Origin of the sequence: Streptomyces laurentii (assembly GCF_040635425.1) — a bacterium.
In the GTDB taxonomy this organism is placed as follows: domain Bacteria; phylum Actinomycetota; class Actinomycetes; order Streptomycetales; family Streptomycetaceae; genus Streptomyces; species Streptomyces laurentii.
The window spans coordinates 1-16510 of sequence record NZ_JBEYHT010000073.1 but is presented as its reverse complement, the minus strand read 5'-3'; the positions used below and the strand labels follow the sequence as shown (position 1 = coordinate 16510).

General features: G+C 72.1%; 13 protein-coding genes. 5 read left to right on the top strand and 8 right to left on the bottom strand.

What is annotated here, in order from left to right; genetic code table 11:
• Positions 1–3: 3 nt before the first annotated feature.
• On the top strand, positions 4–555 hold the full coding sequence (locus ABZ693_RS31365; RefSeq protein WP_359884378.1) for a PH domain-containing protein: 552 nt from the start codon (positions 4–6) through the stop codon (positions 553–555).
• Positions 552–2081 (top strand): PH domain-containing protein, encoded by a 1530-nt coding sequence (locus tag ABZ693_RS31360; protein ID WP_359884376.1) that lies wholly within the window; start codon positions 552–554, stop codon positions 2079–2081. Before ABZ693_RS31365 ends, ABZ693_RS31360 begins: the two co-directional genes overlap by 4 nt.
• A gap of 58 nt (positions 2082–2139) precedes the next feature.
• Here the strand turns inward: ABZ693_RS31360 and pgl are convergent, their stop codons facing one another.
• Genes pgl through tkt form a run of 5 tightly spaced genes read right to left on the bottom strand, consistent with a single transcriptional unit; the run spans position 2140 to position 8820 of the window.
• Positions 2140–2922, bottom strand: a complete 783-nt coding sequence (pgl, locus tag ABZ693_RS31355; RefSeq protein ID WP_359884373.1) for a 6-phosphogluconolactonase — start codon at positions 2920–2922, stop codon at positions 2140–2142.
• On the bottom strand, positions 2919–4034 hold the full coding sequence (gene opcA / locus ABZ693_RS31350; RefSeq protein ID WP_359884370.1) for a glucose-6-phosphate dehydrogenase assembly protein OpcA: 1116 nt from the start codon (positions 4032–4034) through the stop codon (positions 2919–2921). The genes pgl and opcA overlap by 4 nt, the downstream gene beginning before the upstream one ends.
• Positions 4031–5563: a glucose-6-phosphate dehydrogenase gene (gene zwf, locus ABZ693_RS31345; protein WP_359884367.1), complete on the bottom strand. Its 1533-nt coding sequence runs from the start codon at positions 5561–5563 to the stop codon at positions 4031–4033. The genes opcA and zwf overlap by 4 nt, the downstream gene beginning before the upstream one ends.
• A gap of 5 nt (positions 5564–5568) precedes the next feature.
• Positions 5569–6687, bottom strand: coding sequence for a transaldolase (gene tal / locus ABZ693_RS31340; RefSeq protein ID WP_359884364.1), 1119 nt, complete (start codon positions 6685–6687; stop codon positions 5569–5571).
• Between the two features lie 45 nt (positions 6688–6732).
• Positions 6733–8820 (bottom strand): transketolase, encoded by a 2088-nt coding sequence (tkt, locus tag ABZ693_RS31335; RefSeq protein ID WP_359884362.1) that lies wholly within the window; start codon positions 8818–8820, stop codon positions 6733–6735.
• Positions 8821–9139: 319 nt separating this feature from the next.
• Here tkt and ABZ693_RS31330 point away from each other — a divergent pair, with 319 nt between their 5' ends.
• Positions 9140–10093, top strand: coding sequence for a heme o synthase (locus ABZ693_RS31330; protein ID WP_435842598.1), 954 nt, complete (start codon positions 9140–9142; stop codon positions 10091–10093).
• Between the two features lie 102 nt (positions 10094–10195).
• Positions 10196–10516 (top strand): hypothetical protein, encoded by a 321-nt coding sequence (locus tag ABZ693_RS31325; RefSeq protein ID WP_359884357.1) that lies wholly within the window; start codon positions 10196–10198, stop codon positions 10514–10516.
• Positions 10517–10726: 210 nt separating this feature from the next.
• Here ABZ693_RS31325 and ABZ693_RS31320 read toward each other — a convergent pair whose 3' ends face one another.
• From ABZ693_RS31320 to ABZ693_RS31310, 3 genes are all read right to left on the bottom strand, one after another.
• Positions 10727–11683, bottom strand: a complete 957-nt coding sequence (locus tag ABZ693_RS31320; protein ID WP_359884354.1) for a COX15/CtaA family protein — start codon at positions 11681–11683, stop codon at positions 10727–10729.
• 174 nt (positions 11684–11857) lie between these two features.
• Entirely contained in the window at positions 11858–12625 is a 768-nt protein-coding gene (locus ABZ693_RS31315; protein WP_359884351.1) for an ABC transporter permease, read from the bottom strand.
• Positions 12622–13545: an ABC transporter ATP-binding protein gene (locus tag ABZ693_RS31310; protein ID WP_359884348.1), complete on the bottom strand. Its 924-nt coding sequence runs from the start codon at positions 13543–13545 to the stop codon at positions 12622–12624. The genes ABZ693_RS31315 and ABZ693_RS31310 overlap by 4 nt, the downstream gene beginning before the upstream one ends.
• Before the next feature lie 193 nt (positions 13546–13738).
• On the opposite strand from ABZ693_RS31310, the gene ABZ693_RS31305 reads away from it, so the two are divergent.
• Positions 13739–16351 carry a carboxypeptidase regulatory-like domain-containing protein gene (locus ABZ693_RS31305; RefSeq protein ID WP_359884345.1) on the top strand — a complete coding sequence of 871 codons (2613 nt, stop codon included), beginning with the start codon at positions 13739–13741 and terminating at the stop codon, positions 16349–16351.
• The last annotated feature ends 159 nt before the right edge of the window (positions 16352–16510 follow it).

Genomic DNA, 16510 nt, shown 5'->3' with positions numbered 1-16510 from the left:
CCGATGACCAGGGGGGAGCCGGGCGAGCACACGAACCACAGCGGGTACGGGGAGGACTGCGGAGAGCGGGAGGTGCGGCTGCGCCCGCCGCGGAACGCCGTCGACGGCCGGGCCGTCGGCTGGTGGCGGACGCAGCTCCTGATCACCACCGCCGTGCCAGTGCTGATCCTGGCCGTACTCGGCGCCCTCATCGGCCCGGCCAGGTTCTGGCTGCTCGCCTCCGGCGGCGCGGTGGCGGCGCTCGGCCTCGCCGCCACCGCGGGCCTGCCCGGCTGGTGGTTCCGGGTGCACCGCTGGGAGGTCACCGAGGACGCCGTGTACGTCCGGACCGGGGCGTTCTGGCAGGAGTGGCGGATCGCGCCGATGTCCCGGATCCAGACGGTCGACACCGTACGGGGCCCGCTGGAGCAGACGTTCAAGCTGGCCACCGTCACCGTCACCACCGCCTCCTCCAAGGGCGCCCTGCGCATCGAGGGCCTCGACCACGCGCTCGCCGCCGAGCTGGCCGAACGGCTCACCGCGATCACCCGGGCCACCCCGGGGGACGCGACATGACCAGCCCCGGGCCGGTCCCCGGCCACGACGGCGGCGAGGACTGGCGGCGGCTCGCCCCGCGCTCGCTGCTCGCCGGTGCCGCCGTGCTGATCGGTGTCGCCGGCGGCGCCGCGATGCCCGCGTACGTCACCCTCTCCGGCGGCTCCCGCCCGCTGTGGCAGGCCGTCGCCTGGGTGCTTGCCGGATCGTTCCTGCTGGTCGGCGGCGGCAGCGCCGCCGACTGGGTCCGGCTGCGCCGCACCCGCTACCGCGTCGGACCCGAACGGATCGACCTCCACAGCGGGCTCCTCGTCGTCAAACGCCGCTCCCTGGCCCGCGACCGGATCCGCAGCGTCGACCTCACCGCCAACCCCCTCGAACGCCTCCTCGGCCTCGTCAAGGTCCGGATCGGCACCGGTGAGCACACCGGCGGCGAATCCACCCTCGAACTCGACCTGGTCACCCGCGCCGAGGGCGAGCACCTGCGCCGCACCCTGCTCGCCCGCCCCGCCGGAGCACCCGGCGACACCGCCCACGACGGCGTCCTCGCCTCCCTCGACCCGCGCTGGATCCGCTACGCCCCGGTCTCCTTCGTCGCCCCGCTGATCGGCCTCGCCGCGGGCGGGGCCGTCATGCAGGTCAGCGACTGGTTCGGCGCCCAGGAAGCGGTCATCCGCTGGGTCGGCGACCGGTTCGAGGACGTCTCGCTGACCTGGATGGTCGTCGACCTGGTGCTGCTGGTCACCGCCGCCGGCGGGATCGGCGCCCTCGGCCTGTGGATCGAGTCGTGGTCCGGCTACCGGCTGGAGCGCGAACCCGGCGGCACCCTCCGGGTCCGCCGCGGCCTGTTCACCTCCCGCTCCGTCTCCCTGGAGGAGCGCCGGCTGCGCGGCGTCGAGCTGGTCGAACCCTTCGGCGTACGGCTCTTCCGCGGCGCCCGCGTCGACGCCGTCGCCACCGGCCTCGCCCAGGACGACGACGACAAGCACGGCGACCTGAAGAACCTGCTGCCGCCGGTGCCCCGCGCGGTCGCCGACCGGGTCGCCGCCCAGGTGCTGCGCGAGCCGGAACCGCCCACCGGCGCCCCGCTCGCCGCACACCCCCGGGCCGCCCGCACCCGCCGGGTCCGCCGGGCGCTGGCCGCCGCGCTCGTACCGGCGGCCGTGCTCGCCGTCCTCGGGCTCTGGCTCACCCCGGTCCTTGTGTACGTAGCGGCCGGCGTCGCCGTCGTCCTCACCCCGCTCGCCCTGCTGCTCGCCCGGGACGCCTACCGCAGCCTCGGACACGGCGTCAGCGGCGCGTATCTGGTGACCCGTTCGGGCAGCGTGCGCCGCTCCACGGTCGCCCTCCAGCGCGCCGGGGTGATCGGCTGGACCGTCCGGCGGTCCTGGTTCCAGCGGCGCGCCGGAGTGCTCACGCTGCGCGCCACGACGGCCGCCGGGGAGGGCGCGTACAGCGTCCACGACGCGGGCGAGAGCCAGGGCCTCCGCTTCGCCGCCGAGGCCGTACCGGACCTCCTCGCCCCCTTCCTGGAACCGAAGCCGTGAACGGCCGAGGCCCGGTCCACCACGTGGTGGACCGGGCCTCGTGCCATGCCGTCGAGGATCAGGCGGACGCCGGCGGGTACAGGTCCCGGGGCAGCTCGGAGGCCGCCGCCGCGTCCAGCAGCCACAGCGTGCGCGCCTGCCCGCGGGCCCCGGCCGCCGGGGCCTGGATCTCGCCCGCGCCGGACAGCGCGATGGCCGCGGCCTTCGCCTTGTCCGCGCCGGCCGCGAGCAGCCAGACCTCCCGCGCGGCCCGGATCGCCGGCAGCGTCAGCGAGATCCGGATCGGCGGCGGCTTGGGCGCGCCGTGCACCCCGACCACCGTCCGCTCGGTCTCCCGCACCGCGGGCAGCTCCGGGAAGAGCGAGGCCACGTGCGTGTCCGGGCCGACGCCCAGCATCAGCACGTCGAAGGCCGGCACCCCGCCGTGGTCGCCGGGCTCGGCCGCCGCCGCGAGCTGCGCCGCGTACGCCGCGGCCGCCGCCTCCACGTCGGAACCGTACGGACCGTCCGAGGCGGGCATCGCGTGCACCCGCGCCGGGTCCAGCGGGACGCTGTCGAGCAGCGCCTCGCGGGCCTGGGTGACATTGCGCTCCGGGTCGCCCTCGGGCAGGAAGCGCTCGTCGCCCCACCACAGGTCGAGCCGCGTCCAGTCGATCGCGTCCCGGGCGGGCGCCGCGCGCAGGGCCGCGAGCAGCCCGTTGCCGTTGCGGCCGCCGGTCAGCACCACCGAGGCGGAGCCCCGGGCGGCCTGCGCGTCCACGATCTTCGTGATGAGCCGGGCCGCGGCGGCCTCGGCCATCAGCTCCTTGTCGCGGTGGACGACCAGCTGGGGTGCGCTCACTTCGCGGCCGCCTTCCGGGCCGAGGACTTCTTCGAGCCGCGCCGGGGCGCCTCGGCGGCCTGCGGCTCCTCGGCCTTCGGCTCCGTGCTCTCGGCCGTCGGCTCCGCCGCGACCGGCTGGTCCACGACCGGCTCGTCCACGACCGGGGCTTCCTCCGCGACGAGCTCCGGGGCGGTGGTCGCCGCCTCCTCGTCCAGTCGCTCCAGTCCGTACTTCAGCGCCGACGCGTAGGTGTCGTCCGGGTCCAGCCGGCGCAGTTCCTCCGCTATCAGTTCGGCCGTCTCGCGCCGCTTGAGCGCCACCGCGCGGTCCGGCTGCCCCTGGATGGACAGCGTCGCCAGCGAGCCGTCCGGACGGTCCAGCACGATCGGACCGGTGTCGGTCTCCAGGCGTACGGAGGTCAGCCCCGGGCCCGCCGACGCGGCACGCCGCACCGGCACCTGCAGCCGGTCCGCCAGCCACATGGCCAGCAGCTCGACGCTCGGGTTGAACTCCTCGCCCTCGACCGCGGCCGCGGTGACCTCGCACCGGACCTGGTCAAGCGCGGCGGCCAGCATGGAACGCCACGGGGTGATCCGGGACCAGGACAGGTCGGTGTCGCCCGGGGTGTACGCGTCGGCGCGCGCGGTCAGCTCCTGGATCGGCTGCTCGGCGGCGTACGTGTCGGTGACCCGCCGCTGGGCCAGCGCGCCCAGCGGGTCGTTCGCCGGGTCGGCCGGCGCGTTCACCGGCCACCAGACGACGACCGGCGCGTCCGGCAGGAGCAGCGGCAGCACCACCGACTGGGCGTGGTCGACGACATCGCCGTACAGCCGGAGCACCACCGTCTCGCCGGTGCTGGCATCGGCGCCGAGGCGGACCTCGGCGTCCAGCCGCGCGTTGGCGCGGTCCCGCGGGGTGCGCGAGACCCGCTTGATGACGACGAGGGTCCGCGAGGGGTGCTCGCGGGACGCCTCGTTGGCCGCCTTCAGCGCGTCGTAGGCGTTCTCCTCGTCGGTGACGATGACGAGGGTGAGCACCATGCCGACAGCCGGGGTGCCTATGGCCCGCCGTCCGAGCACCAGCGCCTTGTTGATCTTGGAGGACGTGGTGTCCGTGAGGTCGGTCTTCATGGCCGGCGCCAGCTCCTGCCGTCTCGTGCGAGCATCTCGTCCGCCTCGACCGGACCCCAGGTCCCGGACTCGTACTGCGCGGGCCGGCCGTGCTGGTCCCAGAACTGCTCGATCGGGTCGAGGATCTTCCAGGACAGCTCGACTTCCTCGACCCGCGGGAAGAGGTTGGAGTCGCCGAGCAGGACGTCGAGGATGAGCCGCTCGTAAGCCTCGGGGCTGGACTCGGTGAAGGACTCGCCGTAGGCGAAGTCCATCGACACGTCCCGGATCTCCATCTGGGTGCCGGGCACCTTGGAGCCGAACCGCATCGTGACGCCCTCGTCCGGCTGGACGCGGATCACGATCGCGTTCCGGCCGAGCTCCTCGGTCGCCGTGTGGTCGAACGGGGAGTGCGGGGCACGCTGGAAGACCACCGCGATCTCGGTGACCCGGCGGCCCAGCCGCTTGCCGGTGCGCAGATAGAAGGGAACGCCCGCCCAGCGGCGGTTGTCGATGCCCAGCTTGATCGCCGCGTAGGTGTCGGTGTTCGACTGCGGGTCGATGCCGTCCTCTTCGAGGTAGCCGACGGCCCGCTCGCCGCCCTGCCAGCCCGCCGCGTACTGCCCGCGGACCGTCGAGGCGGCCAGGTCCTTCGGCAGCCGCACCGCGCCGAGCACCTTGGTCTTCTCCGCCGCCAGCGCGTCGGCGTCGAAGGAGGCGGGCTCCTCCATCGCGGTCAGCGCGAGCAGCTGGAGCAGGTGGTTCTGGATGACGTCACGGGCCGCGCCGATGCCGTCGTAGTAGCCCGCCCGGCCGCCGATGCCGATGTCCTCGGCCATGGTGATCTGCACGTGGTCGACGTACGACCGGTTCCAGATCGGCTCGAAGAGGGTGTTGGCGAAGCGGAGCGCCAGGATGTTCTGGACGGTCTCCTTGCCGAGGTAGTGGTCGATCCGGAAGACCGCCTCGGGCGGGAAGACCTCGTGGACGATGTCGTTGAGTTCCTTCGCGGAGGCCAGGTCGTGGCCGAAGGGCTTCTCGATCACCGCGCGGCGCCACGAGTCGTTCTTCTGGTCGGCCAGCCCGTGCTTCTTCAGCTGCTGGACGACCAGGGGGAAGAACTTCGGCGGTACGGAGAGGTAGAACGCGAAGTTGCCGCCCGTGCCCTGCTGCTTGTCCACGTCCTCGATGGTGGCCTTCAGCTGCTCGAAGGCCTCGTCGTCGTCGAAGTCGCCCTGGACGAAGCGCATGCCCTGGCTCAGCTGCTGCCACACCTCCTCGCGGAACGGGGTGCGGGCGTGCTGCTTGACGGCGTCGTGGACCTCCTGGGCGAAGTCCTCGTCGTGCCACTCACGGCGTGCGAAACCGATGAGGGAGAAGCCCGGCGGCAGCAGACCCCGGTTGGCGAGGTCGTAGACGGCGGGCATCAGCTTCTTGCGGGACAGATCGCCCGTGACACCGAAGATCACCAGACCCGACGGCCCCGCGATACGCGGGAGCCGTCGGTCTGCGGCGTCACGGAGCGGATTGGCTCCGGTGACTGCGCTCAAGGGGACTACGCCTCCGAGGGTGCGAGGCGGGTGAGCTCCGCCTCGGTCGACGTGAGCAGGTCGGTCCAGGCGGCCTCGAACTTCTCGACGCCCTCGTCCTCCAGGACCTGGACGACATCGTCGTACGAGATGCCCAGCTTGGCCACCGCGCCGAGGACCTGACGGGCCTCCTCGTACGTGCCGCGGATGGTGTCGCCGGTGACCTCGCCGTGGTCGGCGGTGGCCTCCAGGGTCCCCTCCGGCATGGTGTTGACGGTGCCCGGGGCGACCAGGTCCACCACGTACAGGGTGTCCTTGTACGCCGGGTCCTTCACACCGGTCGAGGCCCACAGCGGACGCTGCTTGTTGGCGTGCGCCTTGTCGAGGGCGGCCCAGCGCGCGGAGCCGAAGACCTCCTCGTAGGCCTCGTAGGCCAGACGGGCGTTGGCGAGGGCCGACTTGCCCTTGAGAGCCTTGGCCTCGTCGGTGCCGATGCCGTCCAGGCGCTTGTCGATCTCGGTGTCCACCCGGGACACGAAGAACGACGCCACCGAGTGGATCTCGGAGAGGTCCAGGCCGCGCTCGCGGGCCTTCTCCAGGCCCGCCAGGTAGGCGTCCATGACCGCGCGGTAGCGCTCCAGCGAGAAGATCAGCGTCACGTTGACGCTGATGCCGAGGCCGATGACCTCGGTGATCGCCGGCAGACCCGCCTTGGTGGCCGGGATCTTGATGAGCGTGTTGGGCCGGTCCACCAGCCAGGCCAGCTGCTTGGCCTCGGCGACGGTCGCCACCGTCTCGTGGGCCAGGCGCGGGTCGACCTCGATGGACACCCGGCCGTCCTGGCCCTCGGTGGCGTCGAAGACCGGGCGCAGGATGTCGGCGGCGTCCCGGACGTCGGCCGTCGTGATCATGCGGATGGCCTCGTCCACCGTCACCTTGCGGGCGGCGAGGTCGGCCAGCTGCCGCTCGTAGCCGTCGCCCGAGGAGATGGCCTTCTGGAAGATGGACGGGTTGGTGGTCACGCCCACCACGTGGCTCTGGTCGACCAGCTCGGCCAGGTTGCCGGACGTGATCCGCTTGCGCGAGAGGTCGTCCAGCCAGATCGCGACGCCTTCGTCGGAGAGGCGCTTGAGAGCGTCTGTCATGAGAGTTGCATCTCCATTAGTCGTACGTAATCCCGCGTATGTGCGTCAGCGCGCGGCGGCGGCGATCGATTCCCGGGCGGCCGCGGCGACGGCCTCCGGGGTGAAGCCGAACTCGCGGAAGAGGACCTTGGCGTCCGCCGAGGCACCGAAGTGCTCCAGGGAGACGATCCGGCCGGCGTCGCCGACGTACCGGTGCCAGGTCAGGCCGACACCGGCCTCGACCGCCACGCGGGCCTTCACGGCGGGCGGCAGGACGGCGTCCTTGTACGCCTGGTCCTGCTCCTCGAACCATTCCACGGACGGCATGGACACCACACGGGTGGGCACACCGGCGGCCTGGAGCCGCTCGCGGGCCTCGACGGCCAGGTGCACCTCGGAGCCGGTCGCGATGAGGATGGCCTCCGGCGTGCCGCCGTCGGCCTCGAACATCACGTAGCCGCCCTTGACGGTGTCCTCGTTCGGCGCGTAGACCGGCACGCCCTGGCGGGTGAGCGCCAGACCGTGCGGGGTGCCCTTGCCGTATGCCTTGGTGTGGCGCTCGGTGATCTCGCGCCAGGCGATCGCCGTCTCGTTGGCGTCGGCCGGGCGGACCACGGACAGACCGGGGATCGCGCGCAGTGCGGCCAGGTGCTCCACCGGCTGGTGGGTCGGGCCGTCCTCGCCGAGACCGATCGAGTCGTGCGTCCACACGTACGTCACCGGCAGGTGCATCAGCGCGGACAGCCGGACGGCGTTGCGCATGTAGTCGGAGAACACCAGGAAGGTGCCGCCGTAGATGCGGGTGTTGCCGTGCAGGGCGATGCCGTTCATCTCCGCGGCCATGGCGTGCTCGCGGATGCCGAAGTGGATCGTCCGGCCGTACTTGTCCGCCTCGGGCAGCGGGTTGCCCTCGGGGAGGAAGGACGACGACTTGTCGATCGTGGTGTTGTTCGAGCCGGCGAGGTCGGCCGAGCCGCCCCACAGCTCCGGCAGCACCGAGCCGAGCGCCTGGAGGACCTTGCCGGAGGCGGCGCGGGTCGCGACGCTCGAACCGGGCTCGAAGACCGGCAGCTTCTCGGCCCAGCCGGCCGGCAGCTCGTTCGCCTGGATCCGGTCGAACTCGGCCGCGCGCTCCGGGTTGGCCGTACGCCACGCGGCGAGCGACTTCTCCCACTCGGCGCGGGCCTCGCGGCCCCGGTCGCCGAGCGCGCGGGTGTGGCCGATGACCTCGTCGGAGACCTCGAAGGACTGCTCCGGGTCGAAGCCCAGGACGCGCTTGGTGGCCGCGACCTCCTCGGCGCCGAGCGCCGAGCCGTGCGCGGCCTCGGTGTTCTGCGCGTGCGGGGCGGGCCAGGCGATGATCGAGCGCATCGCGATGAACGACGGACGCTCGGTCTCGGCCTCGGCGGCCTTGATCGCGGCGAACAGCGCGGCCGGGTCCAGGTCGCCGTCGGCCTTCGGCTCGACGCGCTGGACGTGCCAGCCGTACGCCTCGTACCGCTTCACCGTGTCCTCGGACACGGCCGTCTCGGTGTCGCCCTCGATCGAGATGTGGTTGTCGTCCCACAGCAGGATCAGGTTGCCGAGCTTCTGGTGACCCGCGAGCGAGGACGCCTCGGCGGAGATGCCCTCCTGGAGGCAGCCGTCGCCGGCGATCGCGTACACGCGGTGGTCGAAGGGGGAGGTGCCGGCGGGCGCCTCCGGGTCGAACAGACCGCGCTCGTAACGGGCGGCCATGGCCATGCCCACCGCGTTCGCGACACCCTGGCCGAGCGGGCCGGTGGTGGTCTCGACGCCCGCCGTGTGGCCGTACTCCGGGTGGCCCGGGGTCTTCGAACCCCAGGTCCGGAACGCCTTCAGGTCGTCCAGCTCCAGCCCGAACCCGCCCAGGTAGAGCTGGGTGTAGAGGGTCAGGGAGGAGTGCCCCGCGGAGAGGACGAACCGGTCACGGCCCACCCACTGCGGATCGGCCGGGTCGTGCCGCATCACCTTCTGGAAGAGGGTGTACGCGGCGGGCGCCAGGCTCATCGCCGTACCGGGATGGCCGTTGCCGACCTTCTGCACGGCGTCGGCGGCGAGAATGCGGGCGGTGTCCACGGCCCGCTGGTCCAGTTCGGTCCATTCGAGGTCTGTGGTCGTCTGCTTAGTGCTCACCCTGAGTCAGGGCTCCTCTCCGCATGTCGTGGGCCGGTGACGGAGGGTGTCCCGGCGAGGTCGAGCCTACCCTTGGAAAACGCCTCTCTTTTCGTGCTCAGGCCCCTCAAATGAGCGCTCTGAGCAAGACTGCCGGGGGGTCGCCGACTTCGCCTCCCGAGGCCGGGCGGCGGCGGGGTGATCGGCCACGCGGCGGCGGGGTGACACGACCCCACCCCGAATAAGAACGAGGTATGGGCAACGTCTACAGTGGCGTGGTACGCGCAAGTTTCGCCCCGCTCGCAGACGGGGAGAGCTTGCTGGGATTTCTCTGTCAGGGGTGTGCGTGACGGCCGTCGAGTCCCGACCCGCAGGGGTCGTCTTGACTCCCAGCCCGGCGGGCCATCAGCCGTTCGGGGTCCGCGTCAAGGCATTCGTGGCGCTGACGAAGCCGCGAATCATCGAGCTGCTTCTCATCACCACCGTTCCGGTGATGTTCCTCGCCGAACAGGGCGTGCCGAACCTGTGGCTGGTACTCGCCACCTGCTTCGGCGGCTATCTGTCCGCGGGCGGCGCCAACGCGCTGAACATGTACATCGACCGCGACATCGACGCGCTCATGGACCGCACCTCCCAGCGCCCGCTGGTCACCGGTACGGTCACGCCGCGCGAGTGCCTGGCCTTCGGCATCGGCCTCGGGGTCGTGTCGACCCTCTGGTTCGGCCTGCTGGTCAACTGGCTGTCCGCCTGGCTGTCACTCGGCGCGCTGCTCTTCTACGTGGTCGTCTACACGATGATCCTCAAGCGGCGCACCGCGCAGAACATCGTCTGGGGCGGCATCGCCGGCTGCCTGCCGGTCCTGATCGGCTGGTCGGCGGTCACGAACTCGATGTCCTGGGCCGCGATCATCCTGTTCCTCGTCATCTTCTTCTGGACGCCGCCGCACTACTGGCCGCTGTCCATGAAGGTGAAGGACGACTACGCCCGCGCGGGCGTCCCGATGCTCCCGGTGCTCGCCTCCAACAAGGTCGTCGCCAAGCAGATCGTGGTCTACAGCTGGGTCATGGTCGCGGTCTCCCTGCTGCTCACCCCGCTCGGCTACACCGGCTGGTTCTACACGGCCGTGGCACTGCTCACCGGCGGCTGGTGGCTGTGGGAGGCGCACGCGCTCCTCAACCGCGCCAAGTCCGAGGTGACCGGCGCGAAGCTCAAGGAGATGCGCCTGTTCCACTGGTCCATCACCTATGTGTCGCTGCTCTTCGTCGCGGTCGCGGTGGACCCCTTCCTGCGCTGACCCGTCAGCCTCATACGGACCCGGTCGACGGCCGGGGCGCGTGGCCCACGCCACGTGCCCCGGCCGTCGCCACGTGATCTACCCACGAGTAGCATCTGCGGTATGGCAGACACGAAGCAGGCGGAGCGCAAGGCGGCCAGGCTGGCCCGCGAGATCAAGGCGTTCTCCGGTAAGCACGGCGGCGCCGAGGGCCAGCTGGCGCACATCGGCCAGGCGGGCACCCGCATCGTCCTCGTCGGCGAGGACGGCGGCTGGGGCGACCTGGTGGCCCCGAGCTACGCGATCGCCCAGCAGGCCGCGGAGCAGGCCGGGCTGACCCTGCACGAGGAGTTCGACGGCGAGTTCGCCGCGAAGGTCAAGACCGGCCCGTACGAGTGGACCCGCATGGCGGGCATCCAGCTCGGCGGCCCCTCCAACGGCTGAGTCGGCCTGTCTGCGTCGCACACCCGAAAGGGCGCTCCGGGGGGAGCGCCCTTTCGGGTTTTTCGGGTGCACCTCTGGCCGGTGCCGACGCGTACGGAGTGATCCCTCGCCCGTACCTCCGCCCCCGCCGAGACCCCTGCCCCCTCCCACACCACTGCCCCCGCCGAAACCGGCAGGGGCAGAGAGGCGGCGAGTCCGGGCCGGGCGCTGTTACAGCGCGGCCATCTCCGGGGTCCGGGACGGGATCTCCGGGGATGCGGACGGGCGCTCGCGGAGGCTCAGGGCCAGGCGGAGGACGGCGATCCACATGAGCGAGGAGCAGAGCATGTGGAGGGCGACCAGGAGCTCGGGGACGCCGGCGAAGAACTGGACGTAGCCGATGACGCCCTGCGCGGCCAGCAGGATGATCAGGTCGCGGGCGCGGGCCCGGGTGTCGTCCGGGGCGTCGACGACGCGGAGGATCAGCCACATGGCGAGGGCGAGGCCGCAGAGCAGCCAGGCGGCGGCGGCGTGGACATGGGCGGCGTTGGTCCAGTCCCACGGCATTCGGGGGACGTCGCTGCTGTCGCCCGCGTGCTTGCCGGCGCCGGTGACCGTCGTGCCGAGCGCGATCAGGACGGCGGAGACGCCGACGATTCCCCAGGCCAGCTTGCGTACGGGCGCCGGGACGCGCGGCTTCGGCGCGGCGTCGCCCTCGCCGACCCGGACCCAGGTGATCGTGGCGACGGTCAGGAGCGCGTTCGCGGCGAGGAAGTGGCCGGCGACGGTCCAGGGGTTGAGGCCCATCCACACGGTGATGCCGCCGATGACGGCGTTGCTCATCACCAGCCAGAACTGGGTCCAGCCGAGCCGGGTGAGGCTGCGGCGGCGCGGCTTGGCGCTGCGGGCGGCGATGATGGCCCAGCCGACGGCGGCCGACAGGACGTAGGTCAGCATCCGGTTGCCGAACTCGATGGCACCGTGGAAGCCCTGCTCGGCGGTGGCGATCAGGCTGTCGTCCGTGCACTTCGGCCAGGTGTCGCAGCCGAGGCCGGAGCCGGTCAGCCGGACCGCGCCACCGGTGATGATGATGATCACGCTCATCACGACGGCGGAGAGCGCGGCGCGCCGGACGATCCGGGGAGACGGAGTCCAGCGCTGGGCGATGAAGGCAAGGGGGGTTTGCACGGGCCCATCGTAGGCGGGGGCTTGTGCACGGTTTCACGAGGGGGTGGTTCCGGGGCGAGTCGACGCGAAACGTCACCGCATCGCCACGTACAGCGTCATGTCGAAGCCCTGGAGGCGCGCCCCGGAAGACGCGTGGGCCCTGCGGAAGGCGCGCCGGGGAAGGCGCGCCCCGCGTCACTCCCAGCGGAAGAACTTCGCCGCCGCGCCGAGTCCGAGGACCGCCCACACGGCGAGGATCAGCGCGTCGCCCCACGGCATCGCCGCGCCGTGCTGGAGGACGTCCCGCAGGCCGCCGGAGAGGGCGGAGATGGGCAGCAGGCCGAGGACGTTCTGCGCCGTGTCGGGGAACTTGTCGAGCGGTACGACCACGCCGCCGCCGATGAGCAGCAGCAGGAAGACGAGGTTCGCGGCGGCCAGGGTCGCCTCGGCCTTGAGGGTGCCGGCCATCAGCAGGCCGATCCCGGAGAAGGCCGCCGTGCCGAGGACCAGCAGGAGCAGTACGGAGAGGGGGTTGCCCTCGGGTGACCAGCCGAGCGCGAGCGCGATGACCGTGACGAGGAGCACCTGGAGCAGCTCGGTGACCAGCACCGACAGCGTCTTCGCGGTCATCAGGCCCCAGCGCGGCAGCGGCGAGGCGGCGAGCCGCTTGAGGACCCCGTACCGGCGTTCGAAGCCGGTGGCGATGGCCTGGCCGGTGAAGGCGGTGGACATCACCGCGAGGGCGAGGATGCCGGGGGCGAGGAAGTCCACGGCCTTACCGTCGCCCGTGTCGACGATGTCGACGGATGAGAAGAGCACGAGGAGCAGGGTGGGGATGACGACGGTGAGGAGCAGCTGCTCGCCGTTGCGCAGCAGCATCTTCGTCTCGAGGACGGCCTGCGCGCCGATCATGCGCGGGAGCGGGGCCGCTCCCGGCTTCGGGGTGTACGTACCGGCGCTCATCCGCGCAGCTCCCGCCCGGTCAGTTCGAGGAACACGTCTTCGAGGGTGTGCCGCTCGACGGAGATCCGGTCCGGCATCACACCGTGCTGGGCGCACCAGGACGTGACCGTCGCGAGCAGTTGGGGGTCGATCTCGCCGGTCACGCGGTAGGCGCCGGGAGTGGTCTCGACGGCCGAGCTGCCGTCCGGCAGGGCCTTCAGGAGCGAGCCGGTGTCGAGGCCGGGGCGGCCGCCGAAGCGCAGGGTGTTCTCGGCGCCGCCGCGGCACAGCTGCTCCGGGGAGCCCTGGGCGATGACCTTTCCGCCGTCGACGACGGCCACGTCGTCGGCGAGCTGTTCGGCCTCGTCCATGTGGTGGGTGGTGAGGATCACGGAGACGCCGTCGGCGCGCAGATCGCGGACCAGGTCCCAGGTGGCGCGGCGGGCCTGCGGGTCGAGTCCGGCGGTCGGCTCGTCGAGGAAGACGAGTTCCGGTCGTCCTACGACGGCCATGGCGAGCGCGAGCCGCTGCTGCTGGCCGCCGGAGAGCCGCCGGTAGCCGGTGCGGCCGCAGCTGCCGAGGCCGAGGCGTTCGATGAGGGCGTCGACGTCGAGCGGGTGCGCGTGCAGCCGGGCCACGTGGCGCAGCATCTCCTCGGCGCGGGCGCCGGAGTAGACGCCGCCGGACTGGAGCATCACGCCGATCCGCGGCCGCAGCCGGGCGGCTTCCTTGACGGGGTCGAGGCCGAGGACCCGGACGGTGCCGGAGTCGGGCCTGCGGTAGCCCTCGCAGGTCTCGATGGTGGTCGTCTTGCCCGCCCCGTTAGGGCCGAGGACGGCGGTGATGCCGGGGTGCGCGGTCAGATCGAGACCGTCGACCGCGGTCTTGTCTCCGTACCGCTTCACCAGACTTTCGATCCGGAGGACGGGCTCGCTTCGCATGGTGGTCCAGTCTAGAGACGGCCGCGCGGTGCTCGGTCGCGGGGGCGCGGATCGGGGTCCCGGCGGCGGTTCCGGCACCGGTTCCGGCGGCGGCCCGGGAGCCGGCCGTGGCGCCGCCCGGGGCGCGGGGGCGATACGGGACGAGACGGGCGGGCGGGGCGGGTGGCGCGGGTTGGCCGGAAGCGGACCCCCGGTGCCTACTTGTTACGCGCATGTCATCTCTGCATCATCTTTTAGTGGCTCAGGCCGCGACTGCACTCCCCCGCAGCACGACCACAACGGCTCGGCCTGCAACACCTCCGGCTCCCCGGGCTCGTACACCAACTCGTACTCCTCGGGCGCCTTCGACATCAACAACACCATCGCCACCTTCTCCTCGCGCGGCACCGGCGAGAGCGGCGGGATCAAGCCCGACCTGGCGGCCCCGGGCGTCAACGTCCGCTCCTCCTGGTCCGGCGGCGGCTACAACACCATCTCCGGTACGTCGATGGCCTCCCCGCACACCGCCGGCACCGTCGCCCTGATGTGGTCGGCGTCGCCCGCGATCCGCGGCGACATCGCCGAGACGGAGAAGCTGCTCGACCAGAGCGCGATCGACGTCGACGACACCACCTGCGGTGGCACCGCGGCCAAGAACAACGTCTTCGGCGAGGGCCGGCTCGACGCGTACGCCGCGGTCAGCGCCACCCCGCGCGGCGCGCTCGGCGCCCTGTCCGGCACCGTCACCTCCGGCGGCAGCGCCGTCGGCGACGCCCGGCTGAGCCTGTCCGGCCCGATGCGGACGACGATCGTCACCGGCGCGGACGGCTCCTACACGCTGCCGAAGCTGATGGCCGGCGACTACACGGCCGAGGTGAGCAAGTTCGGCTACGTCACCGCGACGGGCACCGTCACGGTCGTCGAGGACCAGTCCGTGACGAAGGACTTCGCCGTCGAGCAGGCCCCGTCGGCCAGGCTCACCGGCCGCGTCACCACCGAGGCCGGCCCCGAGGCGGGTGCCACGCTGGTCGTCCAGGGCACCCCGGTGCGCGGCACCACGGCCGCCGACGGCTCGTACGCGCTGACCCTGCCGGTCGGCGGCTACGACGTGGCCGTCACCCCGGTCAGCCGCTGCGCCTCGGGCACCAGCGCCGGCGTCAAGCTGAGCGGCGACACCACGAGGAACATCGAGCTGGCGCCGCGTACCGACACCTTCGGCACGGCCTGCCGCCTCACCGAGAGCGCCTTCCCGACCGGTGACACCAAGCTCACCATGCCGAACCAGACCACCGGCTCGGCCACGGTGAACCTGCCCTTCCCGGTGGCGCTGTACGGCAAGACGTACCGCACCGCCTCCGCCACCACCGAGGGCGTCCTCGCCTTCGGCACCAGCTCCACCTCCTCCACCAACAGCACCCTGCCGACGACGACCACGCCCAACGGCGCGTTGTACCCCTTCTGGGACAACCTGCAGCTGGACGCGAACTCGGGCGTCTACACCGGCGTCTCCGGCACCGCCCCGCACCGTCGTCTCACCGTCGAGTGGCGTGACGTGGTGATCTACTCCAACACCGCCCAGCGCCTCACCTTCTCCGCGGTGATCGGCGAGGACGGCGAGGTGTCCTATCACTACAAGGACATCGGCACCGGGAACTACGAGAACGGCTCCAGCGCCACCATCGGCCTGGAGAACGCCACCGGCACCGACGGCCTGCTGCACTCGTACAACGAGCCGGTCGTCACCGACGGCATGAACATCACCTTCCGCACCACCAAGAGCGCGGTCGTCGCCGGCACCGTCACCGACGGCAACGACCACAAGGGCGTCGAGGGCGCCACGGTCTCCGTCCGCCAGGTCGGCACCGAGGTCGGCACCGCCACCACCGGCGCCGACGGCTCCTACCTCGCCCAGGTACCGGCCACCGGCGACAAGGCGACGTGCGACCTCGCCTTCGGTGCCGCGCACTACGCCGGCGCCACCGCCGCGCGGGAGGCCAAGGCCACCGGGATCGCCACGGCCGACGCGGTCCTCGCCACCGGCCGGGTCACGGCCGACCGCACCGCGGTGACCGAGATCGTCCCGGCGGACCAGAGCCGCGCCCGGGAGCTCGTCCTCACCAACGACGGCTCCGCGACCGCGTACACGGTCAAGGAGAAGAGCGGCGCGTCCTGGCTGAGGATCGCCTCGGCCGAGGGCGACCTGGCCGCCGGCGGCACCCGGACGGTGGGGCTCACCGTCGACACCGCGGGCGCGACCCCGGGCTCGGTGCTCACCGGCACCCTGCAGATCTCCTCGGAGTCCGGCCGTACGCCGCTGACGGAGGTCCCGGTCACGGTCGTCGTGCCCGCCTACCAGGTGGCCGTCGACGCCGGCGCGACCGCGGCCTCGACGGACACGCGCGGTGACGGCTGGCGTCCCGACCAGGAGTACAAGGCCGGCGCGTACGGCTACCTCGGCTCCACCGGCAAGGTCGCCACGACCAAGGCGATCTCCGGCACCGCCGACCCGGAGCTGTACCGCAGCGCCCGCCAGGGTGCCTACGAGTACCGCTTCGACAACCTGCCCGACGGCGTCTACCAGGTCGACCTCGGCTTCGCGGAGCTGGGCAACGCCAAGCAGGCGGACCGGGTCATGGACGTGATGGCCGAGGACGCGGAGAAGGTCTCCAACCTCGACGTCACGCTGGTGGCGGGCACCTTCGCCGCCCATGACAAGACCTTCACGGTCGAGGTCACCGACGGCCGGCTGAACCTGCGGTTCGTGGGCGTCTCGGGCAAGACCCTCGTCAACTCGGTCCGGGTGAGCCACCGCCCCGACCTGGGCTGAACGCCGGGTGATCGTCCGCAGGGCAGGCCGGGGGACCGGCCGACCTGACAAAGGATGATCCCTCGCGACGGCACCTGAACGCGGCGCCGGGCGGTCCGACGAGGACGATTCGCATCAGCGGAGGAACCCTTCGTAATTGCGCTGCTGGAGCTGGCTCTC

What these genes read in the sequence shown, in the direction of transcription:
- ABZ693_RS31365 (WP_359884378.1), top strand. Translation starts at nt 4, where the DNA reads ATGACCAGGGGGGAGCCGGGCGAGCACACGAACCACAGCGGGTACGGG.
- ABZ693_RS31360 (WP_359884376.1), top strand. Translation starts at nt 552, where the DNA reads ATGACCAGCCCCGGGCCGGTCCCCGGCCACGACGGCGGCGAGGACTGG.
- opcA (WP_359884370.1), bottom strand. Translation starts at nt 4,034, where the DNA reads ATGAAGACCGACCTCACGGACACCACGTCCTCCAAGATCAACAAGGCG.
- tal (WP_359884364.1), bottom strand. Translation starts at nt 6,687, where the DNA reads ATGACAGACGCTCTCAAGCGCCTCTCCGACGAAGGCGTCGCGATCTGG.
- ABZ693_RS31325 (WP_359884357.1), top strand. Translation starts at nt 10,196, where the DNA reads ATGGCAGACACGAAGCAGGCGGAGCGCAAGGCGGCCAGGCTGGCCCGC.
- ABZ693_RS31315 (WP_359884351.1), bottom strand. Translation starts at nt 12,625, where the DNA reads ATGAGCGCCGGTACGTACACCCCGAAGCCGGGAGCGGCCCCGCTCCCG.
- ABZ693_RS31310 (WP_359884348.1), bottom strand. Translation starts at nt 13,545, where the DNA reads ATGCGAAGCGAGCCCGTCCTCCGGATCGAAAGTCTGGTGAAGCGGTAC.